Annotated in this window: 24 protein-coding genes and 1 pseudogene; 14 read left to right on the plus strand and 11 right to left on the minus strand. The window is 72.7% G+C overall.

Annotation, left to right across the window (positions count from 1 at the left end):
* Positions 1 to 59: 59 nt before the first annotated feature.
* Positions 60 to 2,078 (minus strand): thioredoxin domain-containing protein, encoded by a 2,019-nt coding sequence (locus ACK8N7_RS12350; RefSeq protein ID WP_403209167.1) that lies wholly within the window; start codon positions 2,076 to 2,078, stop codon positions 60 to 62.
* Between the two features lie 229 nt (positions 2,079 to 2,307).
* Here ACK8N7_RS12350 and ACK8N7_RS12355 point away from each other — a divergent pair.
* From ACK8N7_RS12355 to ACK8N7_RS12365, 3 genes and pseudogenes are all read left to right on the plus strand, one after another.
* A pseudogene (locus ACK8N7_RS12355) lies at positions 2,308 to 2,502 on the plus strand (Uma2 family endonuclease); the annotation flags it as partial.
* Between the two features lie 192 nt (positions 2,503 to 2,694).
* Positions 2,695 to 2,952, plus strand: coding sequence for a hypothetical protein (locus tag ACK8N7_RS12360; protein WP_500442276.1), 258 nt, complete (start codon positions 2,695 to 2,697; stop codon positions 2,950 to 2,952).
* 84 nt (positions 2,953 to 3,036) lie between these two features.
* Complete coding sequence (locus ACK8N7_RS12365) at positions 3,037 to 6,018, plus strand: tetratricopeptide repeat protein (protein ID WP_500442278.1); 2,982 nt, start codon at positions 3,037 to 3,039, stop codon at positions 6,016 to 6,018.
* A gap of 30 nt (positions 6,019 to 6,048) precedes the next feature.
* On the opposite strand, the gene ACK8N7_RS12370 is transcribed toward ACK8N7_RS12365, so the two are convergent.
* Together ACK8N7_RS12370 and ACK8N7_RS12375 are read right to left on the minus strand one after the other, a co-directional pair.
* A complete protein-coding gene (locus tag ACK8N7_RS12370) occupies positions 6,049 to 7,026 on the minus strand; it encodes a hypothetical protein (RefSeq protein WP_500442280.1) in 978 nt (325 codons plus the stop codon).
* 192 nt (positions 7,027 to 7,218) lie between these two features.
* Positions 7,219 to 8,109 carry a helix-turn-helix domain-containing protein gene (locus ACK8N7_RS12375; protein ID WP_500442281.1) on the minus strand — a complete coding sequence of 297 codons (891 nt, stop codon included), beginning with the start codon at positions 8,107 to 8,109 and terminating at the stop codon, positions 7,219 to 7,221.
* A gap of 131 nt (positions 8,110 to 8,240) precedes the next feature.
* Between ACK8N7_RS12375 and ACK8N7_RS12380 the strand changes: the two genes are divergently transcribed.
* Positions 8,241 to 8,768: an SRPBCC family protein gene (locus ACK8N7_RS12380; protein WP_403209160.1), complete on the plus strand. Its 528-nt coding sequence runs from the start codon at positions 8,241 to 8,243 to the stop codon at positions 8,766 to 8,768.
* A 141-nt stretch (positions 8,769 to 8,909) separates the two neighbouring features.
* Here the strand turns inward: ACK8N7_RS12380 and ACK8N7_RS12385 are convergent, their stop codons facing one another.
* Positions 8,910 to 9,146, minus strand: coding sequence for a hypothetical protein (locus ACK8N7_RS12385; protein WP_500442283.1), 237 nt, complete (start codon positions 9,144 to 9,146; stop codon positions 8,910 to 8,912).
* 1 nt (position 9,147) lies between these two features.
* Positions 9,148 to 10,029, minus strand: coding sequence for a mycothiol conjugate amidase Mca (gene mca, locus ACK8N7_RS12390; RefSeq protein WP_358373502.1), 882 nt, complete (start codon positions 10,027 to 10,029; stop codon positions 9,148 to 9,150).
* Positions 10,030 to 10,151: 122 nt separating this feature from the next.
* Between mca and ACK8N7_RS12395 the strand changes: the two genes are divergently transcribed.
* Both ACK8N7_RS12395 and greA read left to right on the plus strand, forming a co-directional pair.
* Positions 10,152 to 10,568, plus strand: coding sequence for a DUF4307 domain-containing protein (locus ACK8N7_RS12395; RefSeq protein ID WP_403209155.1), 417 nt, complete (start codon positions 10,152 to 10,154; stop codon positions 10,566 to 10,568).
* Positions 10,569 to 10,768: 200 nt separating this feature from the next.
* Positions 10,769 to 11,266 (plus strand): transcription elongation factor GreA, encoded by a 498-nt coding sequence (greA, locus tag ACK8N7_RS12400; RefSeq protein ID WP_403209153.1) that lies wholly within the window; start codon positions 10,769 to 10,771, stop codon positions 11,264 to 11,266.
* Between the two features lie 83 nt (positions 11,267 to 11,349).
* Here the strand turns inward: greA and ACK8N7_RS12405 are convergent, their stop codons facing one another.
* The 3 genes from ACK8N7_RS12405 to ilvA all read right to left on the minus strand — a co-directional run bounded on the left by ACK8N7_RS12405 (position 11,350) and on the right by ilvA (position 14,547).
* A complete protein-coding gene (locus tag ACK8N7_RS12405) occupies positions 11,350 to 12,213 on the minus strand; it encodes an ABC transporter permease (RefSeq protein WP_403209151.1) in 864 nt (287 codons plus the stop codon).
* Positions 12,210 to 13,193: an ATP-binding cassette domain-containing protein gene (locus tag ACK8N7_RS12410; protein ID WP_403209149.1), complete on the minus strand. Its 984-nt coding sequence runs from the start codon at positions 13,191 to 13,193 to the stop codon at positions 12,210 to 12,212. The genes ACK8N7_RS12405 and ACK8N7_RS12410 overlap by 4 nt, the downstream gene beginning before the upstream one ends.
* A gap of 124 nt (positions 13,194 to 13,317) precedes the next feature.
* Positions 13,318 to 14,547, minus strand: a complete 1,230-nt coding sequence (gene ilvA / locus ACK8N7_RS12415) for a threonine ammonia-lyase (RefSeq protein ID WP_403209147.1) — start codon at positions 14,545 to 14,547, stop codon at positions 13,318 to 13,320.
* 157 nt (positions 14,548 to 14,704) lie between these two features.
* On the opposite strand from ilvA, the gene ACK8N7_RS12420 reads away from it, so the two are divergent.
* The 4 genes from ACK8N7_RS12420 to ACK8N7_RS12435 all read left to right on the plus strand — a co-directional run bounded on the left by ACK8N7_RS12420 (position 14,705) and on the right by ACK8N7_RS12435 (position 16,365).
* On the plus strand, positions 14,705 to 15,235 hold the full coding sequence (locus tag ACK8N7_RS12420; protein WP_015610981.1) for a MarR family winged helix-turn-helix transcriptional regulator: 531 nt from the start codon (positions 14,705 to 14,707) through the stop codon (positions 15,233 to 15,235).
* Positions 15,236 to 15,312: 77 nt separating this feature from the next.
* Positions 15,313 to 15,807 carry a SigE family RNA polymerase sigma factor gene (locus tag ACK8N7_RS12425; RefSeq protein ID WP_355085565.1) on the plus strand — a complete coding sequence of 165 codons (495 nt, stop codon included), beginning with the start codon at positions 15,313 to 15,315 and terminating at the stop codon, positions 15,805 to 15,807.
* Positions 15,808 to 15,889: 82 nt separating this feature from the next.
* On the plus strand, positions 15,890 to 16,102 hold the full coding sequence (locus ACK8N7_RS12430) for a hypothetical protein (protein WP_043974794.1): 213 nt from the start codon (positions 15,890 to 15,892) through the stop codon (positions 16,100 to 16,102).
* A 71-nt stretch (positions 16,103 to 16,173) separates the two neighbouring features.
* A complete protein-coding gene (locus ACK8N7_RS12435; protein WP_403209145.1) occupies positions 16,174 to 16,365 on the plus strand; it encodes a DUF1059 domain-containing protein in 192 nt (63 codons plus the stop codon).
* A gap of 61 nt (positions 16,366 to 16,426) precedes the next feature.
* On the opposite strand, the gene ACK8N7_RS12440 is transcribed toward ACK8N7_RS12435, so the two are convergent.
* On the minus strand, positions 16,427 to 17,572 hold the full coding sequence (locus ACK8N7_RS12440) for a cystathionine gamma-synthase (protein WP_403209143.1): 1,146 nt from the start codon (positions 17,570 to 17,572) through the stop codon (positions 16,427 to 16,429).
* 66 nt (positions 17,573 to 17,638) lie between these two features.
* Between ACK8N7_RS12440 and ACK8N7_RS12445 the strand changes: the two genes are divergently transcribed.
* From ACK8N7_RS12445 to ACK8N7_RS12455, 3 genes are all read left to right on the plus strand, one after another.
* Positions 17,639 to 18,742, plus strand: coding sequence for a hypothetical protein (locus tag ACK8N7_RS12445; protein WP_500442288.1), 1,104 nt, complete (start codon positions 17,639 to 17,641; stop codon positions 18,740 to 18,742).
* An 83-nt stretch (positions 18,743 to 18,825) separates the two neighbouring features.
* A complete protein-coding gene (gene msrA, locus ACK8N7_RS12450) occupies positions 18,826 to 19,491 on the plus strand; it encodes a peptide-methionine (S)-S-oxide reductase MsrA (protein ID WP_032757642.1) in 666 nt (221 codons plus the stop codon).
* A 62-nt stretch (positions 19,492 to 19,553) separates the two neighbouring features.
* Positions 19,554 to 19,988 carry a VOC family protein gene (locus ACK8N7_RS12455; protein ID WP_500442290.1) on the plus strand — a complete coding sequence of 145 codons (435 nt, stop codon included), beginning with the start codon at positions 19,554 to 19,556 and terminating at the stop codon, positions 19,986 to 19,988.
* 59 nt (positions 19,989 to 20,047) lie between these two features.
* On the opposite strand, the gene ACK8N7_RS12460 is transcribed toward ACK8N7_RS12455, so the two are convergent.
* Positions 20,048 to 20,755 (minus strand): TetR/AcrR family transcriptional regulator, encoded by a 708-nt coding sequence (locus ACK8N7_RS12460; RefSeq protein WP_403209135.1) that lies wholly within the window; start codon positions 20,753 to 20,755, stop codon positions 20,048 to 20,050.
* A 92-nt stretch (positions 20,756 to 20,847) separates the two neighbouring features.
* Here ACK8N7_RS12460 and ACK8N7_RS12465 point away from each other — a divergent pair, with 92 nt between their 5' ends.
* Positions 20,848 to 21,786: an alpha/beta fold hydrolase gene (locus ACK8N7_RS12465; RefSeq protein ID WP_403209133.1), complete on the plus strand. Its 939-nt coding sequence runs from the start codon at positions 20,848 to 20,850 to the stop codon at positions 21,784 to 21,786.
* On the opposite strand, the gene ACK8N7_RS12470 is transcribed toward ACK8N7_RS12465, so the two are convergent.
* Positions 21,776 to 22,597, minus strand: coding sequence for an alpha/beta fold hydrolase (locus tag ACK8N7_RS12470; RefSeq protein WP_403209131.1), 822 nt, complete (start codon positions 22,595 to 22,597; stop codon positions 21,776 to 21,778). The genes ACK8N7_RS12465 and ACK8N7_RS12470 overlap by 11 nt on opposite strands.
* Between the last annotated feature and the right edge of the window lie 2 nt (positions 22,598 to 22,599).

Here is a 22,599-nt window from a genome sequence, read left to right on the forward strand (position 1 = left end):
GTTACGGGTGAGGGGCCGGCCGCACGCAGCGACCGGCCCCTCACCTCTGTGTACGGCTCTCAGCCGCCCAGCTTCACCGCCAGCTCGCCCGCATCCGTGGTCGGCGCGTCACAGACGAAATGCCGGCAGACGTACGCGGTCGGCTCCCCGCCCACCAGCGGCCGGTCCACCAGCAGCGGGAACTCGGCCCCCGCACCCGGCCCCTCACCCGCCGCGACGACCGCACCCGGCGCCCGGCCCAGCAGCGCCGTACGGTGCAGCTCACCGCCGACCGGCCCGGCGACGGCCACCTCGCGGGGCCCGTCCAGCAGCGCTTCGGCCACGGCCAATCCCCAGCCGATGAACCGGGGCGCGCGCGGGGCCAGCGCCTTGACGACCCCGAGCGCACCTTCGGCGGCGGTTCGGTGGGCCTCGGACCCGGTGTACGCGGCGTACGAGAGCAGGGCGCCCGCCGCCGCCGTCCACCCGGCCGGAGTGGCGCTGTCCGTCGGATCCTGCGGTCGGCGGATCAGCTTCTCGGCGTCGTGGGCGGTGTCGTAGAGCTGCCCGCCCTCGCCGGTGAACTGCTCCAGCACGATGTCGAGCAGGAACCCGGCGAACTCCAGCCAGGCCCCCTCTCCCGTCACCGCCGCCAGCGCGAGGAACCCCTCGGCGACATCGCCGTAGTCCTCCAGCACCCCGGCGTTGGAGCCCGCGCGCCCGTCCTTGGAGGTACGGGTCAGCCGGGCCACCTCGCCGAGGTGGACCCGGACCAGCAGATCGGCGGCCTCGGTGGCGCGCTCGACGAGGTCGGGCCGGTCGAAGTAGGCCCCGGTCTCGGCGAGCGCGGCGATGGCCAGCCCGTTCCAGGCGGCGACCACCTTGTCGTCCCGCCCCGGACGCGGCCGCTCCTCACGGGCCGCCAGCAGCCGGGCCCGTACGTCCGCGACGCGCCCCGCGTCCACGGGCCGCGCCTCACCGGAGAGCTGGAGAACGGAGGCCCCCTCCTCGAAGGTCCCCTCCTCCGTCACACCGAAGTAAGCGGCGGCGAAGGCCCCGTCCTCCTCACCGAGCACCTCACGCAGCTGCGCGGGCGTCCACACGTAGAAGGCGCCCTCGACGTGCTTGCCGTCGGCGTCCTCGCTGTCGGCGTCGAGCGCGGAGGCGAAGCCGCCCTCGGCGGTGCGGAGCTCGCGGACCATGAAGTCGGCGGTCTCCAGGGCCACCCGGCGGGCTTCGGCGGACCCGGTGGTGCGCCAGAGATGGGCGTACACGCGGCAGAGGAGCGCGTTGTCGTACAGCATCTTCTCGAAGTGCGGAACGACCCATTCCCGGTCCACGGAGTAGCGCGCGAACCCGCCGCCGAGCTGGTCGTAGATCCCGCCCCGGGCCATCGCCGAACAGGTGTCGGCGGCCATCTGGAGCGCCCCCTCGGACCCCGTACGGGCGTAATGCCGCAGCAGGAACTCCACAGCCATGGACGGCGGGAACTTGGGCGCACCCCCGAACCCGCCGTGCTGCTCGTCGTACTCCCGCGTCAGCCCCAGCAGCGCCTGCGCGATCTCCGGCTCCCCCGGCACCCCCTCACCCCCGTGGGCCAGCGACCGCCCCGCCAGATCGGCGACGATCCGCTCGGCGACCTCGGCGACCTCCTCACGCCGGTCGCTCCACGCGGCACTCACCCCTTCGAGCACCTGCTGGAAGGAGGGCGACCCGTGCCGGGGCTCGGGCGGGAAGTAGGTCCCGAAGTAGAAGGGTTCGGCGTCCGGCGTGAGGAAGACGGTCATCGGCCACCCACCGTGCCCGGTGGCCGCCTGGACGGCCTCCATGTAGACGGCGTCGACGTCGGGCCGCTCCTCACGGTCGACCTTCACGGCGACGAAGTGCCCGTTGAGGTAGGCCGCGACGGTCTCGTCCTCGAAGGACTCGTGGGCCATGACGTGGCACCAGTGACACGCCGAGTAGCCGACCGACAACAGAACGGGCACATCGCGCCGCTTCGCCTCCTCGAAGGCGTCCGCTCCCCAGGGCCACCAGTCGACGGGATTGTCAGCATGCTGAAGCAGATAAGGCGAGGTCACACCAGCCAGCCGGTTCATGCAGCCCAGCCTCTCACAGCACTTGGCGCGACCGGCGAAACCCTCACGAGCCCGCCCCGCTTGGCCGAATTGCACTGGTGAGCCATCACGTGGTGGACGGCTCCTCCCTCTCGGGGTCGACGTCGAACCTCTCTCGGCGTTCGTCCGTGTCGGGCGCCCCGACACCTCGGAACAGTAGGCTGAGCGCAGCAGCGCCGGACCTGCTGAGGCTCCTCGAAGGAGGTGGACCATGACCGCCGAGATGGTGGCGCCCGCATGGATGCATACGCAGATCAGCGCGGAGCAGTACGACTCCTGGACCGAGGAGCAGTGTGCCGGCATCGAGATCGTGGACGGGATGGTCGTCGTGAGCCCGAGCGCCTCCAAGCGGCACAACCGGCTGACCCGCATCCTGGCCAATGCCCTCGCCGCTGTCGGGCTGCCGTTGCCGGGCGGCGGCGACATGGCCGGGTGAGCCCGCACCCCCTTCCTTGACCGTCCCCTTGCACAGTGGCTCTCGCGTCGAAGCCTCGTACGCAGGACACTTGGCCCTGATGCCGGGGCACCGGCCCTCGGCTTCAGAGGGCATCAGAGGGCTTCAAGCGGCTTCAGAGGCAGCTTTCGGAGGGGGACACATATGCGGGACAGCCATCGGGCGGAGGCCGAAAGGCTGTTGGTGCGCGCCGTGGAGGAGGAGGCGCGCCGCACGGGTGGCCGGACGGACCCCGGCGTGCTGATGGCGCGGGCGCGGGCAGCGCTCGACACCATCGCGGCGGGGGCGGGCGAGGAGTACGCCGCGTACACGCAGGCGCTCGACGCTGCGGCGGCGGGCGAGCGGCCGCTGTCGGAGCGGCTCACGATGGAGACTCTGGGAACGCCCCTTCTGGTGACGTGAGTTGCCGCCGTCGCCGCGTTCGGGGCGGACCTGGCGTTCGGTACGGCCACCGGCCCCGCCCTCGGCGCGGGCGCGGTCGTCGCGGTGGCCGGCGCCGCGACGACCGTGGCGAAGGCAATGGCCTCGCACTGGCCCGCGGCCCATCGCCGCGCCGGTGCGGCCGGACAGCCGGGCGGGGCCGAGCAGTTGCGCCTCCAGTGGCTGACCGCGCTGGAGGTACGGGGCATCCGCCCGTACCTGGACCAGCAGCGGATGCTGACCCCCGCCACCCGCGCCGCCAAGAAGCGGACCGCCCCGGTGGTACGGCAGTTGCGCGGCGGTGACCGCAGTGCGGTGGCCCGGACGCGGGTCGTGCTGGAGCAGTCCTTCGGGCATCTGCCCGACGCCGAGGGGCCGTTCACCGGGCGGCGGGCCGAACTGGACCGGATCGCCCAGTGGGTGCACGCCGCCCGCGCCGCCACGCAGACCCGGCCCACCGTCGTCGTGCTGCACGGCGAGCCGGGCTCCGGGCGCACCACGCTCGCGGTGCGGGCGGCGCACGCGCTCAAGGACCAGTTCCGGGGCGCCTGCGTGGTCGATCTGCGGGGCCAGGTGGCCGGGGAGAGCCCGCTGCCGACCCGGGACGCCCTGCTGCACCTGCTCAACCGGCTGGGCGCCCCGCGCGAGCAGCTGCTCTTCCGTGACGGGGCCACGCCGGGAGCCCCCGGCCGCCCCGAAGGAGCCACGCCAGGAGCCACGCCCGGAGCCCCCGGCACCACCGGTCCCGCCCAGGCGGCCGCGTACGGCAACTCGGCCGCCGAGCAGCACGTGCGGCGGCTCGGCGAGCTGTACCACCAGCACCTCACCGGCACCCCGGTCACCATCGTGCTCGACGACGCGACCGACGCCGGTCAGGTCCGCACCCTGATCCCGGAGCGCTCGGACAGCCTGGTGATCGTCACCGCCCGGGAGCCCCTGGAGCTGCCCGCGGACGTTCCGGCCTGGGTGCACCACCTGCCGGTCGGCCCGCTGGACGCGGCGGGTGCGGAGGAGCTGCTGCGCGAGGTGGCCGGGGGTGAGGAGGCGGGGCCGTACGACTACCCGGCCACCGATGCCGTCGTGGAGCTGTGCGGCGGGCTGCCGCTGGCGCTGCGGGTGGCCGCGTCCTCGCTCGGGGACCGTACGCGGAGCGCGCTCGCGGAGGATCTGCGCGCGTACGGTCCGGTGTCCCCCGTGGACCGGGCCCTGTGGCTGCGCTACACCGACCAGAGCGAGGCGGCCCGCCGGCTGCTGCGGCGGCTCGCGCTGGCGGGCCGGGCCAGCCTCGGTGCGGCGGCCGCCGCGGCCCTGCTGGCGGCCGACGAGCAGGAGGCCGGGCGGAGGCTGGCGGAGCTGACCCGGGCCGGGCTGCTCACCCACGTACGGGGATCGCGCTACCGGCTCCACGACCTCGTCCGGGGCTTCGCACTGGCCCGGTTGCTCGACGAGGAGGAGCCGGCCGAGCGGGCCGCCGCCCATGAGCGGCTGCTGACGAACTACGCGGAACTGGCCGACGCGGTGATCCGCATGGTCGACGGGAAGATGTCGACCAGGGCCGGACAGTTCGGCTCGCACGGCTTCGGTTCGCTGGACTCGGCGCTGCGCTGGCTGGACGACGAGTCCAGCTTCATCACCTCGGCCCTGCGCCACACCGAGGGCGTCGACCAGGGCACGGTCCTGAACCTCCTGGGCGCGCTCTGCGACTACTGCCTGCTGCGCGGCGACCTCTACCGCCTGGGCGAGATCAGCGAGCTGACCCGCTCCGTCGACCAGGGCCTGCTGGAGCGGTCCGTGCAGTGGCGTACGGGGATCGCGGCCCGGCAGCTCGGCGAGCTGGACAAGGCCCGCACCACGCTCTCCTCGGTGGTCGGCCTCTACCGGGAGGCGCACAACGACTCGGGGGCGGCCCTCGCCCTCTGCTCCCTCGGTATCACCCTGCACCACCAGGGCAACCTGACGGAGGCCGCCGCCCGGCTCGGTGAGGCGCTGGAGCTCCAGGCCTCCGAGTCGCAGGCCGAGGACCGCGCCTGGACCCTGCACGCCCTGGCGGCCGTCGAACGCGACCGGGGCAACCTGGGCCGCGCCCTCGCCCTGCTGGACACCGCGCTCACCCTGCACCGGGAGGGCGAGTCGCTGCACGGGGAGGCGTGGACGCGGTTCCAGCTCGGCCAGGTCCGCCTCCGTACGGGCGAGGTGGCGGCGGCCGAGGAGGCCCTGTCCACCGCCCTGGAGCTGTACGGGCGCACCCGCGACGGCCGCGGCGAGGCGTGGGCGATCACCCAGCTGGCCCGGGCCCGGCTCCTGGACGGCGACCCGGAGCCCGCGCTGGAGCAGCTCCGCGACGCGCTGGCCCGGCACCGGGACAACGAGGACGCGCGCGGTGAGGCGTGGACGCTGTACTACCTGGGCCAGGCGCTGGAGGAGGACGGCGACACCGTCGAGGCGGTACGGGAGCTGGAGCGGGCCCGGACGATGTTCTCCCGGATGCGGGACGTGTACGGGCTGGCCTGCGCCCGCCACCACTCGGGCCGGGTGACCCGCGACCAGCGGGCCGCGCAGACGGGGAACCTGCGCAATTCGGGGTTCGCCCGGCAGCTCCTGATGGATGCCCGGGCCGACTTCCGGCGGATCGGGGTGGCGCACGGGGAGGCGTGGGCCTGCCTGGAGCTGGCGCTGATCGACGCGGGCAACAGCCGTGCGGCCCAGGCGCTCGCGCTGTGCGGCGAGGCGGTGGAGCTGTTCGCCTCCTACGGGGACGAGCGCGGGCGCGACTGGGCCCGGTTCCTGCGGTGCACGCTGCTGCCGTACGCCTCGCCGGGCGGCAGCGAGGTGGGCACGGTGGTGGCGCAGCAGGAGCTGGCGGAGCTGGCCGCCGAGCACCACCCGGCCCGGGACAGCAGGCTGGAGCGGTGCGCGGAGGCGTACGCGGTGGTCCTGAACCGGGGTGTGGACCTGGAGGACGGCTGGCAGGCGTGGCGGCTCGGCCTGATCCCGACCCGCCACTCCCGCGAGGTCATGGGTGTGCCCCTGGAGGCGTCCCGCCCGTGACCGTACGCCCCGGCCCTCACCGTGCCGGGTTCACCCCCGGCGGCCGCCGCGCAGCCGGGCGCGCAGGAGGTTGGGGTCCTCAGCCGTGGTGTAGGCGGCGCTGAGGACGTACACCTCCCTGCCCCGCACGGCGACGGAGGTGGGGTTCTGGAGTCCGTCCCCGGCGTCCAGCACGGTGGTGCCGGTGCCGTCGGGCCGGATGCGTACGACCTTGTTGGGGGCGTTGAGGGTGGCGAGCACCTCGTCGCCCCGGCCGGTGAAGGCGAAGTCGTCGATACCGGCCAGGCCTGTCGCCTTCACCTGCGGCGCTCCCGCCCGGTTCCCGTGCCGGATCGGGATGCGCAGGAGGGTGCCCTTGTCGAGGTTGGTCACCCACAGGGCGCCGTCGTGCACCTTCGCGCCGTTGACTCCGAGGAAGCCGGCCGGGGCGAGCTCGGGTGCGGTCGCCCACGCGGTGGGCCGGCCCCCGGAGAGCGGAACGGTCCATACGGTGCCGAGCACCGAGTCGGTGATGTAGAGCCGCTCGCTGTGCCGGTCGAGGGCCAGTCCGTTGGGCACGCCGTCCGGGGGCAGCGCGGCGATGCGCCTGGGGGCCCGGCCCGGGGACAGCCGCCACAGGCCCGTCAGGTCGGCGGCACCGGTCGCGTACAGCACGTACGTGGCACCGCCGGGGGCGTGGACGATCCCGGTGGTCATGGGGAAGCCGAGGACGGGGGTCTTGACCCCGGCGTCGGCGGGCGCGGGCAGGGTCGCCAGGATGCGGGTGGTGCCGCGAGGCGTGATCCGGGCGATCTGGCGGCCTGCGGCGAAGGTGACGTGCGCCGAGCCGTCGGGGAGCAGGGCGATGTTCTCCGGCATCTGGCCCGCGGTCAGGTCGAAGTGGGACGCGATCCGGACGTCGCTGAGGGGCTTCGGGTCCGCCGGGGTGGCGTCGGCCGGGAGGGCCACGGCGAGGGCCGCCGCGACCGAGGCCGCGACGGTCGCGACGATGCTGCTGCGCTGGGACATGGGCGACATGGGTTCCTTCACTGTTCTCAGGCGTGCGGGCATGCTGCAGCCAGGGTGGGTGCCGAGGGGTTCGGAAACCGGCAGATGGAGGCTGAACACGGCGGTGTCTGCCCGTGGTTCGGGCATTTCCGGCCATGGAAGAGGACCGTGGGGTCTGCTTCTCGGGTCAGGTGGGCGGGGTTCGTTCTCGGGTCAGGTGGGGCGGGGTTCGGCGCCCCGGGGCGGCCGGGCCGCCTCGCCGGCGTGGGCGAGGAGCTTCAAGGCGGCCGCCGAGGGAGAGCCCGCGGCCGCCGTGGCGACCACCAGAGCGGGTCCGTCTCCTTGCGGGCTCTGGAGGGTCTGCTGCGTGACGGTCAGGGGTCCGACCGTGGGGTGGTGCATCGCGTAGTCGGCGACATCGCAGGCCAGGATCCGGTGATCCGCCCACATGGTGGCGAACTCCGGGCTGCGCATGGTCAGTTCGCCGACGAGTCCGGCCAGCAGGGGATCGTCCGGGTACCGGCCGGCGGTCAGGCGCAGGTTCCCGACCACGGCCCTGGCCTTGGCGGGCCAGTCGACGTAGAGGTCACGGGTGTGGGCGTCGAGGAACACCGACCTGGCCATGTTCGGCCGGCGGCCCGGTTGGTCGGGGCCGTCCCGGTCGAGATGACCCGCGAACAACGCGTGCCCCTGGGTGTTCCAGGCCAGTACGTCACTACGGCGGCCGACGACGATGGCGGGGGTGCCTTCGAGAGCTGCCAGCAACGCGCCGGTGGCCGGGGTGAGGTGCTCGGGGCGGGGACGGGGGGTGGCTCTGCCCCGCTTCGGTGCACGGGCGAGCTCGTGCAGATGGGCCCGCTCGGACTCGTCCAGACGCAGAGCGGTCGCGATGGCGTCGAGTACCTCGCGCGAGGCGTTGCGCGACTGGCCCTGCTCCAGCCGGGCGTAGTAGGGCGCGCTGATGCCCGCGAGCATCGCCAGCTCCTCCCGTCGCAGCCCCGGCACCCGGCGCCGCTCACCGTAGGTCCGCAACCCGATGTCCTCGGGACGCAGCAGGCCACGGCGTGCCTGGAGGAAGTCGGCGAGCTGCCCGTGCTTGGTCATGGGACCGAGTATGCGGAGCGCTGCCGGCTCGTGCCCCACCCTGCCGGGGTGCGGATCCACAGGGTGTGGCTGCTCCCCGTACCGGTCCCCAGGATGGGCCGCGTATCTCCTCGACAACGTACGGAGCACCCATGAGCGCCACCACGTCCGAGAGCACCGCCCCCGTCGCGCGGCAGCCGCCGGCCGGGCTCGATCCGACGCCCTTCGCCTTCTCCAGGCGGTGCTGGGTCGCCTTGGCGCCGGACTCCGTCTACCGCCTGATCAGTGATGTCTCACTGATCGAACTGTGGAGCCCGAGCGCCAGTGCGGTGAGCTGCGAGCCGGGGGACGGCCCCTGGGTCGGCGCGCGGTTCCATGGCCGCAACCGCCGGGACGGGCGTGAATGGGTCACCCGTTCCGAGGTGGTGCGAGCCGATCCGGGTTCCGCGTTCGCCTTCGTCGTCGGCGGCGCCGAGGACGGCATCGTGCGCTGGGAGTGGCGCCTCCATGAGCAGGGCACCGGCAGCGTCGTCGAGCAGACCTGGCGGCTGCTGCGTACCGACCCGGTCCTGGGCGACACACCCGGGGACCTCCATGCGCTGCGGGACCACATGGCGCGGAGCGCGGAGTCCACCCTGCTCGCCCTGGCGGAGTGGATCGCGGGCGGGGGCGCTCGCTGACGGCACGTTCGCGGTCACGTTCGCGGTACGGAGGACCGGCCGCGCCCCCGCCGTGGCGGAGGCTCCGGCCGGTTCCCCTCGGACAGGGCCGGTCGGCCCGTCCGGCGTCCCAGGACGGAGCCCGGGCCCCGGGGCCCGGGCCTACTTCTCGGCGTTCGCCCCGGGGGCCCCGCTCCGGGCCGCCTCGGGGGCGGCCGGGTCCGGGGCCTCCTCGAAGTCGACCCGCCCCATGTGCCGGTTCATCGACTTCATCAGCTGCCACACGCCGACGGCGAGGGCCGCGAAGACGAGGAAGCCGAGAACGCCGGGGGTGACCTTGTTCTTGTCGAGCTCGGCGGCGAGCGGGACGACGTGCGTCAGTGCCTGGGTCGCGTACATATCAGGCATTGTCGCGGATGCCCGCGAAGAGGTCGCTCTCGGGGAGGGAGGTATCGACGAGAGACTTCGCCAGCTCGTACTCCTCGGTCGGCCAGACCTCGCGCTGGACGTCCATCGGAACCCGGAACCAGCCGCCCTCCGGATCGATCTGCGTGGCGTGCGCGATCAGCGCCTTGTCACGGATCTCGAAGAACTCGTCGCAGGGAACGTGCGTGGTCAGCGTGCGTTCGACGCGCTCGAACTCCTTCCAGCGCTCCAGCCACTCCCCGTACGGCGACTCCAGGCCGCGGGCGAGCAGCGCCTCGTGCAGCGCGACGGTGCGCGGCCGGTTGAAGCCCTGGTTGTAGTAGAGCTTCCGCGGCTCCCACACCGGGCCGAACTCCGCCTCCGGGAACGCCTCCGCGTCCGCCGCACCGTCGAACGCGATCATCGAGATCGTGTGCGTCATGATGTGGTCGGGGTGCGGGTAGCCGCCGTTCTCGTCGTACGTGGTGATGACCTGGGGCCGGAAGGCGCGGATCTTCGCCACCAGGCGCCCGGCCGCGACCTGGGGGTCCTCCAGCGCGAAGCAGCCCTCGGGCAGTGGCGGCAGCGGGTCGCCCTCGGGGAGCCCGGAGTCGACGAAGCCGAGCCACTCCTGCTGGACGCCCAGGATCTCCCTGGCCTCGTCCATCTCCTTCTTGCGCACCTCGTGGATGTTCTTCTCGATGTACGCGTCGCCCTGGAGCTTCGGGTTGAGGATGGAGCCGCGCTCGCCTCCCGTGCAGGTCACGACCAGCACGTCCACCCCCTCGGACACGTACTTGGCCATGGTGGCCGCGCCCTTGCTCGACTCGTCGTCGGGGTGGGCGTGAACGGCCATCAGTCGCAGCTGCTCAGTCAAAGCTCGATCCTCAGTGATGTGGTCGCGATGTGGGGCGCGGTCGGATGACGCACGGGCGACTTCTATAGTGACCGAACGGGGAGGTGGAAAATTCCTCGTTGCCCGGACCGGAGGGAAAGATCATGACGGCGGTTCGTGAAGCCACGCCCGAGGGGCGGTACGGCAGGACCGATGATCAGCGCGCGGACCGCAAGCTGAAGATCGTCGGTTCGGTGCTGGGCGTCGCGCTGCTCGGCGTGGTCGGCTGGATCGGCTACGGCTACGTGACCGGCGAGGGCATCAGCGCCGAGCTGATCAAGTTCGACATCGTCTCCGACGTGCGGACCGAGGCCCACCTCGAAGTGCGCAAGGACTCCGAGGCCGACGGCTACTGCACCGTACGGGCCCTGAGCAAGGACGGCAGCGAGGTCGGCCGCAAGGAGACCCGCTTCGCGCCCGGCGCCGACCGGATCGACGAGCTCGTGGTGATGCGGACGCGGGCGCTGGCGACCGCGGTCGAGCTCACGGGCTGTACCGCGGACAGCTCTACGGCCCGCTGAACTGCCCGGGGTGCCGGATCTGATGCACCCCGCCTGACCTGCGCCTTCCGCCGGTGGAGCAGTCCACCCGGACGTGTGACGGTTTACCTTCTCCCCCTTTTCCTGCGGAATTGTTAGGCTCGTGGTTTCGCCCACCCGTGGAAGCACATGCTTCTGGGTAGGGCGATGCTTTGTATTCCCAGCACCGACGAGGAGCACCTGTGACCCAGACCAGCGAAAACGTCACCTGGCTCACGCAGGAGGCGTACAACCAGCTCAGGGCCGAGCTGGAGTACCTGTCTGGTCCCGCGCGCACGGAGATCGCCGTCAAGATCGCGGCGGCCCGTGAGGAGGGTGACCTCCGGGAGAACGGCGGGTACCACGCGGCCAAGGAGGAGCAGGGCAAGATGGAGCTGCGGGTGCGCCAGCTCACCCAGCTCCTGGAGCACGCGAAGGTCGGCGAGGCGCCGGCCGACGACGGCGTGGTCGAGCCCGGCATGGTCGTGACGATCGCCTTCGACGGCGACGAGGACGACACGACGACGTTCCTGCTCGCCTCCCGCGAGTACGCCAGCGCGGACATCGAGACGTACTCCCCGCAGTCCCCGCTCGGTATCGGCGTGCACGGCAAGCGCACCGGCGAGAACGCCGAGTACGAGCTGCCGAACGGCAAGACTGCCACGGTGAAGATCCTGGCGGCGAAGCCGTACACGGGCTGACACCCGGCCCACCACGACGGAACGACGCGGGAGCCCCGGCCTTGGCAGGCCGGGGCTCCCGCGTCGTTTGTCGGTCCCAGGTCTCAGACGGTCGCCGAGCGGTACTTGCGGACCGCCAGGCTCCGGAAGACCACGATGATCAGGATCGACCAGATGACCGAGGCGATGACCGGGTGCTCCATCGGCCACGCCCCGGTGACCGACTTCGGCACGCCCGGCATGGTGTTCCCGAAGAGTTCACGGGCGCCCGCCACCGTGGCGCTGAAGGGGTTCCACTCGGCGACGTGCTGCAGGAACGTCGGCATGCCGGTGACCGGCACGAAGGCGTTCGAGATGAACGTCAGCGGGAACAGCCAGATCAGCCCGCCGGAGGTCGCCGCCTCCGGGGTCCGCACGGACAGGCCGATCAGGGCGCCGATCCAGGAGAAGGCGTAGCCCAGCAGGAGCAGCAGCAGGAAGCCGCAGAGCACCTTGCCGATGTTCTCGTGGGTGCGCCAGCCGACGATCAGGGCGACCCCCGCGAGCACCACGAGGGTGAGGGTGGTCTGGACGAGGTCGGCGAGCGTCCGCCCGGTGAGGACGGCTCCCCGGGCCATGGGGAGCGACCGGAAGCGGTCGATGAGCCCCTTGTGCATGTCGTCGGCGATGCCCGCGCCGGCGCCCGCGGTGGCGAAGGTGACGGTCTGGGCGAAGATGCCCGCCATCAGGAACTCCTTGTACAGCTGCGGGTCGGTCGAGCCGCCGATGCTGATCGAGCCGCCGAAGACGTACGTGAAGAGCACCACGAACATGATCGGCTGGATCAGCCCGAAGATCACCATCTCGGGGATCCGGGTCATGCGGATCAGGTTCCGCTTGGCGACGACGAGTGAGTCCCTGACCGACTGCATGACGCCGCCGGACGGGCGGGGGGCCAGGACGGGGGCGTCCTTGGTGGTGACGCTCACGGGGTCTCCTCCTTCTCTTCGGGGTCCCCGTGCTCGTTCGCCTCGGCGGCGTGGCCGGTGAGCGAGAGGAAGACGTCGTCCAGGGTGGGGCGGCGCAGGGCGATGTCGTCGATCTCCACGCCGCTGCCGTCGAGCTCGCGGATGATCTCGGCGAGCAGCTTGGCCCCGCCGCTCACCGGGACGGTCAGCTTGCGGGAGAGCCGAGCGACGGTGACCTCGCCCTTCCCCAGGGTGGTCAGCACCGAGCGGGCGGGCTCGATCTCGTCGGGGCGGTGCACGACGACCTCGACGCGCTCGCCGCCGGTGCGGGCCTTGAGCTCGTCGGAGGTGCCGCGGGCGATGACCTTGCCGTGGTCGATGACGCAGATGTCGTGGGCGAGGCGGTCGGCCTCCTCCAGGTACTGCGTGGTCAGCAGCAGTGTCGTACCGCCCGCCACCAGGTCCTCGATGACGTCCCACAGCTGCTGCCGGTTGCGCGGGTCGAGACCGGTCGTCGGCTCGTCCATGAACATGACGGGCGGCGAGACGACCAGGGCGGCCGCGAGGTCGAGCCGGCGGCGCATGCCGCCGGAGTACGTCTTGGCGGTACGGTCGGCGGCGTCGGCGAGGTTGAACCGCTCCAGCAGGACGCCCGCCCGGGCCTTCGCGTCGCGGGAGCTCATCTGGTAGAGCTGCCCGACCATCTGGAGGTTCTCCCGGCCGGTCAGATACTCGTCGACCGCGGCGAACTGTCCGGAGAGCCCGATCGAGCGGCGTACCTCGTTGGGCTTCTTCAGCACGTCGATCCCGGCCACGAACGCGCTGCCGCTGTCGGGGCGCAGGAGGGTGGTCAGGACCCGTACGGCGGTCGTCTTGCCGGCGCCGTTGGGGCCGAGCAGCCCGAGGACGGTGCCCTCGGGCACATCGAGGTCGACTCCGTCCAGGGCTCGTACGTCACCGAAGGTCTTGACCAGACCTTCGGCATGGATGGCACCTGGCATGGACGAACTCCCCCGTCGCTCGCGGATGACGTACACGTACGTGGTTCGTCAGCGATCCTAGGATTCGCCGGGCCTCACCGCGCGGTGAATAACGGGATCCGGCCAACCGGCGGGAACCGGGCGCTCAGCCGATGACCCGGTAGCCGTCCCGGCGCAGTGCCGCTTCGACCTCTTCGCAGTGGCGGGGGCCCTTGGTCTCCAGATGGAGGTCGACCTCCACCTCGGTCAGCCCGAGGCGCGGGTCGGTGCGCACATGGCCGATATCGAGCACGTTGGCGTCGGCGACGGTCAGTGCCGCCAGCAGGGTGGCCAGCGCCCCCGGCCGGTCGGTGAGCCGCAGCCGCAGGCTGAGGTAGCGGCCCGCTGCGGACATCCCGTGGCGCAGGACGCGCTGCATGAGCAGCGGGTCCACGTTGCCGCCCGACAGCACCGCCACCACCGGTCCCCGGAACGCCTTCGGGTCGCTGAGCAGCGCGGCCACCGGGCTCGCCCCGGCCGGTTCCACCACCAGCTTGGCCCGCTCCAGGCAGAGCAGCAGCGCGCTGGAGAGCTCGTTCTCGGTGACGGTGCGGACCTCGTCGACCAGCTCCTCGATCACCGCGAACGGAACGTCCCCCGGGCGCCCCACCTTGATCCCGTCGGCCATGGTGACCGGGTCGTCGAGGGAGACCGGGTGGCCTGCGGCCAGGGAGGGCGGGTAGGCGGCGGCGCCCTCGGCCTGGACGCCGACGATCCGGATGTCGGGGCGCAGCGCCTTCACCGCGACGGCGATACCGGCCGCGAGACCGCCGCCGCCGATGCCGACGACGATCGTGCGGACCTCCGGGCACTGCTCCAGGATCTCCAGCCCGACGGTGCCCTGGCCCGCGATGATGTCGGGGTGGTCGAAGGGGTGGATGAAGACCGCGCCGGTCTCCTCCGCGTACCGCTGCGCGGCGGCCAGTGTCTCGTCGACGACCTGGCCGTGCAGCCGCACCTCGGCCCCGTACTCCTGGGTCGCGGCGACCTTGGGCAGGGGGGCGCCGACGGGCATGAAGACCGTGGACCGGACGCCGAGGAGCGTGGAGGCGAGCGCGACGCCCTGGGCGTGGTTCCCGGCGCTGGCGGCGACCACCCCGGCCGCCCGCTCCACCGGGGTGAGGCCGGAGATACGCACGTACGCGCCGCGCAGTTTGAAGGAGCCGGTGCGCTGGAGGTTCTCGCACTTGAGGTGGACGGGGGCGCCGACCAGCTCGGTCAGGTGCCGGCTGCCCTCCAGGGCGGTCACCCTGGCCACCCCGGACAGCATTTTCTGCGCGCCCCGGACATCGTCGAGGATCAGGGCCGGGTGTCGGGCGGTCGCGCGGAACGTCATACCCGCAAGTCTTGCAGCTCGGAGCGGTCGCGGCAGACTTGTCTCATGGCGGCCTGCGGTGGTGTCCGCAGGTTTGTGCGGCACTGGTACGCGTTGCCCCGGGGCCGCGTACTCTGTCCCCCACCCATCCGACACCGCACGAAGAGAGCCCCCGGCCATGCCCCCTCAGGACATGACGACTGCTGCGTCTCCTTCCGGGGGCGCCGCCCCCGAACACCCGGGTCCCGACCGCCTGCTGGACTCCCTCCAGCACCAGGTGGCGGTCTTCGCCCGCCGTGCCGAGCAGACCCGCCTCGGCGGTGTCGGCCAGGTCCGCAACTCGATGGACCGGGCGGCGTACCTGCTGCTGAACCGGCTGGACAAGGAAGGCCCGATGGGCGTCAAGGCGCTCGCCGCGGGCATGGGGATCGACTCCTCCACCGTGACCCGTCAGGTCGCCCCGCTCGTCGACACCGGGCTGGTCAAGCGGACCTCGCACCCGGAGGACGGCCGGGCCGTCGTGCTCCAGCTCTCCCCGCGCGGCCAGGCCCGCCTGGACGAGGTCCGCGCCTCGCGGCGCGAGCTGATGTCGCAGGTGACGGACGGCTGGACGCAGGAGGAGCGGGACACCTTCTGCGCGCTGCTCACCCGGTTCAACGGATCACTGGCCGCCCGGCAGGCCGCGCACCAGCCGCCGCAGAGCGACTGACACCCGCGTACGTCCCGGGGCACCGGCCGCGTCCGGCCTCTTGACCCCATGGCCGCACCGGGGCTCGGATGAACTCCATGCGAGAGCGGCAGACCCACCGGGACCGGCTCCGCGCCCAGGAGTTCGAGGCCTTCGTGGCGGGCGCGGGCGGACGCCTGCTGCACACGGCGACCCTGCTCACCGCCGAGCCGACCGCACCGGCGGGCGCCAACGTACGGGCCGAACGGCTGCTCTGCGCGGCCCTGGCACGTACGTACGCGGAGTGGGACCGGCTGCGCGGCGAGGACCCGTACGACCGCACCCGCCAGGAGCTCGCGGTCCGGTTCGCCCGGGAGGCGTGGCGTCACCGGCATCCGCTCGGCGGGGTGCTGGGGCGGCTCGCCCCGCTGGAGCGGCTGGTGCTGGTGCTGCGGCTGTACGAGGAGGTCGGCGAGGACCAGACGGCGGCGCTGCTGGGGCTTCCGGCGGACCGGATACGGGCGGTCTGCGACCGCTCGATAGCGGCGATGCGCTCCGCGGGGCCCCGGCGCCCCGCGGCCGGTTCGGCCCTTGCCTCGGGGGTGACGCCGTGATCGGGAGCCGGTGCAGGAACTACCTCCCCGGGGTGACGCCGTGATCAGGGGCCGGGACCGCAAGGCGGACGAGGTCCGGCGGATGCTGGAAGGGCCGCATCCGCCGGTGCCGGCCGGTCTGGCGGACCGGGCCGCGCGGCGCGGGGCCCGGCTGCTGCGGCTGCGCCGAGGGGTGCGGCGTACGGCCTGGTGGCTGGCGGGGACGGTGTTCGCCGCGTTCCTGGTGTGGGCGGGGGTCGAGCAGCCGTGGCTTCCGGAGCCTGCGGAGGTGACACCGCCGCTGGAGGGGTGGTGAGGCCGTTGGAGCGCCGGTGGAACCGGCCTACCCTGGAAGAGCGGGTCGTCGTACGAGCCTAGGAGGCCGTCATGACCAGGAAGATCGCCGACTGCCGCAAGTACCCGAGCGAGACGAACTGCTCGCTCGCCATCTCCGGTGAGGAGGACGAGGTCGTCCGCGCCGCGAGCGAGCACGCCGTGTCCGTCCACGGTCACGAGGACAGCCCCGAACTGCGGGGGCAGATCCGGACCATGCTGGAGGACGAGAAGGTGAGCGTCTGACCGTGCGGGCGCCCGCCGTTCACCGGCGGGCGCCCGGGTGTGTCGCCGTACTGCCGGCCGGTCAGCCCAGGGCCTGGGTGAGGTCGGCGAGCAGGTCGTCGCCGTTCTCGATGCCGACGGAGAGACGGACCAGGTCGGCGGGGACCTCCAGCAGGGAGCCCGCGACGGAGGCGTGCGTCATCCGGCCGGGGTGCTCGATCAGCGATTCGACGCCGCCGAGGGATTCACCGAGCGTGAAGAGCTTCGCCCGGTTGCAGACCTCGACCGCCGCCTCCTCGCCGCCCTTGACGCGGAAGGACACCATGCCGCCGAACGCCTTCATCTGCTTGGCGGCGACCTCGTGGCCGGGGTGCTCGGGCAGGCCCGGGTAGAGGACCTGGGAGACCTTGGGGTGCCGGGTCAGCAGCTCGGTGACCTTGGTGGCGTTCTCGGTGTGCCGGTCCATGCGGACGGCGAGGGTCTTGATGCCGCGCAGCACGAGCCAGGCGTCGAAGGGGCCGGAGACCGCGCCCATGGCGTTCTGGTGGAACGCCAGCTCCTCGGCCAGCTCCGGGTCGCTGACGACGAGGGCGCCGCCGACGACGTCGGAGTGGCCGCCCATGTACTTGGTGGTGGAGTGCACGATGACGTCCGCGCCGAGGGACAGCGGCTGCTGGAGGTAGGGCGAGGCGAAGGTGTTGTCGACGACGAGGCGGGCCCCGGCCTGCCGCGCGACCTGGGCGACGGCGGCGATGTCGGTGATGCCGAGCAGCGGGTTGGAGGGGGTCTCCACCCAGACCGCCTTGGTGCGCGGGGTGATCGCCGCCCGTACCGCCGCCACGTCCGAGGTGTCGGCGACCGAGAACTCCACGCCCCAGCGCGCGGCGACCTTCGCGAACAGCCGGAAGGTGCCGCCGTAGGCGTCGTTCGGGATGACCACGTGGTCACCGGGGGTCAGCAGCGTACGCAGGAGGCAGTCCTCGGCGGCGAGGCCGGAGGCGAAGGCGAGACCGCGGCGGCCGCCTTCCAGGGCAGCCAGGTTCTCCTCCAGGGCGGTACGGGTGGGGTTGGCGCTGCGGCTGTACTCGTAGCCGCCGCGCAGTCCGCCCACGCCGTCCTGCTTGTACGTGGACACCTGGTAGATGGGCGGAACCACCGCGCCGGTGAGGGGGTCGGCGGTGTTCCCCGCGTGGATCGCGAGAGTCTCGAAGCTGTGCTGGTCGCTCATGGTCCCGAGCGTAGTTCGTCGTAAGGGTGCTTACGGGCCACTCGCCGATCCGGGGACAATGGGTCCATGGAGATTCTGTTGTTCCTGCTCGCGATGTGCATGCTCGCCGCGATTGTCGGCCCGTTCGTGATGCGCCGCCGCGGTGGTATCCGCCAGGTCGCCCCGGGTTCGCCCGACGCCGCCGACCCCGATACGTACGGCTTCGCCCGCCAGGAGGAGCTGGACGTCCGGATGCCGGGCCCGGACCAGGACCTCCTGGACGTCCTCGGTGTCGTCCAGGCCACCCAGGACTGGCGGGCCGCCTCCCAGCTGCTCTCCGGCACGCCGAAGGAGGGCGAGGTGCGCTGGCAGCGGGTGCAGGCCTTCGCGGGTGCGGCCTCGCTGGAGCTGGCGCAGCAGCCGGGGAAGGGCGGGTCGTGGCTGCGCGCCTGGCGTGCGGAGGCCCCGAAGGACGCGGGCGGTGCGGCGGTGCACGCGGAGTTCCTGGTGCAGCAGGCGTGGCGGTCGTCGGCGGCGGGGACGGACGACTTCCGGATCATACTGGAGGAGGCCCGTACGGTCTGCGGCGAGGCGGCCCTGCTCGCCCCGGGCGACCCCGTCCCGTGCATCGCGGAGCTGGCGGTGGCCCGCGGCCTGGGCTACACCCCCGAGCAGTTCGACCAGCTCTGGGCGAAGATCATCGACCGGGCCCCGGCCCACATGGGCGCGCACATCGCGGCGCTGCACTTCCACTGCGAGAAGTGGCACGGCTCCCGCAAGGACGCCGACGCCTTCGCCACGGCGGCCGCCGCCCGCGCCCCGCAGGGGTCGCTGCTGGCCGCGCTGCCGCTGTTCGCGGTGTACGAGCACCTGCCGGAGGTCAATCTCGTGCAGGGCTTCTACCAGGGCCAGGTGGTGACGAAGGCGGTCGGGGGCGCTATGTTCGCGGTCCACGCGGCCCGCCCGGACGACCCGATGCTCGCCCACGTACGCCATCTGCTGGTGTTCTTCCTGGTCCACATGGAGCGCTGGTCGGAGGCGATGCACCAGCTGGTCCTCATCGACGGCCACGTGGGCGCGCTGCCCTGGACCGCCGAGCCGGACCCGGCCGCGCAGTACACGGTCTACCGGGCGCTGGCGGTCGCGGGGTACGAGGCGAACGGCGGCTCCCCGGCGACGCTGCCGCACTGAGGGGTGTGCTGCCGGCCGGAATCCCGGTGGCGGGTCCCTTGTTGTATGTACCGAACCCCCACCGACCCCGGAGGAGCCCCCGCATGTTCCTGAACCGCCGCACCCCCGAGCTCCCCACCCCGGAGCAGGCCCTGCGCGGCCGTCCCGTCCCCGAATTCACCGTCCCCTCCCGCCACACGGTCCTCGGCAACCCCCTGGTGGGCCCGTACCCGGAGGGCCTGGAGGTGGCGGACTTCGCGCTCGGCTGTTTCTGGGGCGCGGAGCGGAAGTTCTGGCAGACGGAAGGCGTCTGGACGACGCTCGTCGGCTACCAGGGCGGCTACACGGAGAACCCCACGTACGAGGAGGCCTGCTCGGGCCTGACCGGCCACACGGAGGCGGTCCGCGTCGTCTTCGACCCGGCGGTCGTCTCGTACGAGGAGCTGCTGAAGCTGTTCTGGGAGTCCCACAACCCGACCCAGGGCTTCCGCCAGGGCAACGACGTGGGCACCCAGTACCGCTCCGCGGTCTACACCCACTCCCCCGCCCAGGCAGCGGCGGCGGACGCCTCCCGCGAGGCGTACCAGAAGGTCCTGACGGCTTCGGGCCACAAGGAGATCACCACGGAGATCCTCCCGGCCGACGGCCGCCCGTTCTGGCCCGCGGAGGCGTACCACCAGCAGTACCTGGACAAGAACCCCGGCGGCTACTGCGGGATCGGCGGTACGGGGGTGTCCTGCCCGATCGGCGTGGCACCGGTCGAGGGCTGACGGCCGTCCCGGGACGGAAAATCCAGGTGCCGGCGGACGGCACGCGCCACTAGGGTGCCCGGATGGCAACACTCAGGAAGCTCCAGATCACCTTCGACTGCGCCCAGCCTGAGCGCCTCGCCCGTTTCTGGTGCGAGGTGCTGGGGTACGTCGTGCCGCCGGTGCCCGAAGGGTTCGACACCTGGGCCGATCACGATCGCTCGCTGCCGCCCGAGCAGCAGGGTGCCTGGTTCGCCTGCACCGATCCCTCAGGTGTGGGCCCGCGCCTCTTCTTCCAGCGCGTTCCGGAGGGCAAGACCGCCAAGAACCGGGTGCACATCGATGTGCGGGCCGGCACGGGGCTCGTGGGTGAGGAGCGCCTCGCCACGCTTGAGGCCGAACGCGACCGGCTGGTGGCGCTCGGCGCGGTGTGTGAGCGCGTGATGGTCGCCGACGAGGAGAACGAGTCGTGCATCGTGATGCAGGACATCGAGGGCAACGAGTTCTGCCTCGACTGAGGCGTGCGCCGTACGACGACTCGACTGAGGCGTGCGCCGTACGACGATGAGGGCAGGCCCTAGCCGAGCATCGCCGGAAGCAGCCGGCGCAGCAGCCGTTCGAACAACGCGTCCCGCTCGGCCGGGCCCGCCACAGGTGGCGGGCCCGCTGTCGTGAGGGCGGCCAGCAGGTGCGGGTGGCGGCCCTCCGCGGCGACCGCGGCGAGGTGGGCAGCCTGAGCGGGCCGGCGGCCGCCTTCTTCGGCCGTCGTGGTGGTCTCACGGCGGGCGAAGAGCGTGGCGAGGCCGCCCAGGAGCCCGATGGCCTCCAGCTTCTGCCCGCTCGTACCGGGTGCCGGGGCCAGGATCGCGAGGGCGTGGTCCAGGTAGTCGATCGCGTGCGGGCCCAGCACCTCGCCCCGGCGGTCGTTCAGCTCGGCGAGCCACGGGTGGCGGGCGTGGGCGGCCTTGGACTGGAGGGCCAGGCCGACGAGGTCGCCGAGCCAGTCGCCGCCGGGAGCGGCGGAGAGGTCCAGTTCGCCCGCGACCGCGTCGGCCATGAGGTCCAGCAGCTCGTCGCGGCTCCCCACATAGCGGTAGAGCGAGGCGGGCCCGGTGCCCAGCCGCTGCGCGAGCGCGCGCATCGACACGGCCGCCAGCCCTTCGTGGTCGGCCAGGGCGAGGGCGGCCTCGGTGATCTCGTACCGGGACCGCTCGGGCGCGGGTCCGCGCGCGCCCCGCTCGGGGCGTGACCACACGGTCCTCGGCGGGGTCTCGCGATCGGCCACTGCCCGCCGCCTCTCCTTCTGGGGTCCTGGACTGGCCTGTAGTCTAATACTGCGAACATCGATCGCAGTATCCAGCCACCGAGGAGCCCGCCATGACCTGGACCGAACGCCGCTTCGCCCGCAACGGCCCGGTCGAGCTCGCCCACGACCGGCTCCGGGAGGGCGGGGACGGCGAGGCGCTGCTGCTGGTGATGGGACTGGCGGTGTCCCGGTACTGGTGGCCGCAGGAGCTGTGCGCCGCCTTCGCCGGCGCCGGGTTCGCCGTCGCCCGCTACGACCAGCGGGACGCGGGCGAGTCGACCCGGCTGCCGAGGAGCCCGGGCGGCAACCCGTTCACCGCCCTCGCCGCCCGGCGCGGCGCCGCGTACACCGCCGAGGACATGGCCGACGACGCCGTCGCCGTCCTGGACGCGCTGGGCTGGGAGTCGGCGCACCTCTTCGGGCACTCGCTGGGCGGGGTCGTCGCCCAGCGCGTCGCGCTGCGCCACCCGGACCGGGTGCGCACACTCACCTCGTCCGCCGCCCTGCCGAGCGACATCGGCGGGCTCGGCGCCTTCCGCCATCTGCGTCTGGCCACCCTCGCGAAGTTCGCCCGCATCAAGCCGGCCCGGGACCGCGAGGGGCGGATCGCGGCGGGGCTCGCGGTGGCACGGCTCTGCGCTTCGCCGGGCTACCCGTTCGACGAGGCGGAGGCCCTGGAGCGGATCACCGCCGACGTGGACACCGGCATCGCCGACCCGGACGCCCAGTCCCGGCAGATCGGCGCACGGTGGACCGGACCGGCCCTGGCCGAACTCCGCGTCCCCGCACTGGTGTTGCACGGCACGGACGACCCGCTGCTCAAACCCTCCGCGGGCCGGGCCACCGCTGCGGCGATCCCCGGCGCCCGGCTCGTACTCCAGCCGGGCGTCGGCCACGACATCCCGCGCGAGCGTCATGCCGGGGTCGCCGCAGAGGTACGGGCGCTCGCGGACCGGGCGAGGTCCACGAGCGCCCGCGACGGATCGACGGGTCCGGCCGCTACCGCTTGACGAAGTCCAGCAGGTCCGCGTTGAACTCCTCCTCGAAGGCGCCGTTCAGCCCGTGCGGGGCGCCCGGGTAGACCTTGAGCGTGGCGTTCGGGAGGAGCTGGGCCGACCGGTGGGCAGCGGCGCCGATGGGGACGATCTGGTCGTCGTCGCCGTGGGCCACCAGGACGGGGATGTCCATGCGCCCCAGGTCCTCGGTGAAGTCGGTCTCCGAGAACTGCTCGATGCAGTCGTACGCGGCCTTGCTGCCCGCCGCCATGCTCATCAGCCAGAACGCGTCCCGCAGGCCCTGCGAGACCGTGGAGCCTTCGCGGTCGGCGCCGTAGAAGCTCCCGCTCAGGGTGCGGTAGAACTCCGAGCGGTCGGTGCGCACCCCTTCGCGGATCCCGTCGAAGACCTCACGCGGCAGACCGTCCGGGTTCGCCTCGGTCCTGAGCATCAACGGCGGTACGGCTCCGAGGAGTACGGCCTTGGCGACGCGCGCGGTGCCGTGCCGGCCGAGGTAGCGGGTCACCTCGCCGCCACCGGTGGAGTGGCCGACGAGCACCGCGTCCTCCAGGCCGAGGTGCTCGATGAGCTGGGCCAGGTCGTCGGCGTAGGTGTCCATGTCGTTGCCCTGCCAGGGCTGGCCGGAGCGGCCGTGGCCCCGGCGGTCGTGGGCGATGGCGCGGTAGCCGTTCTCGGCGAGGAGCCGCAGCTGGTTGTCCCAGGCGTCGGCGTTGAGCGGCCAGCCGTGGCTGAACACGACGGGGCGTCCGCTGCCCCAGTCCTTGTAGAAGATCGCGGTGCCGTCGGTGGTGGTGAAGGTGCTCATGG

The organism is Streptomyces griseobrunneus, from assembly GCF_046713465.1.
Classification (GTDB): Bacteria; Actinomycetota; Actinomycetes; order Streptomycetales; family Streptomycetaceae; genus Streptomyces; species Streptomyces microflavus.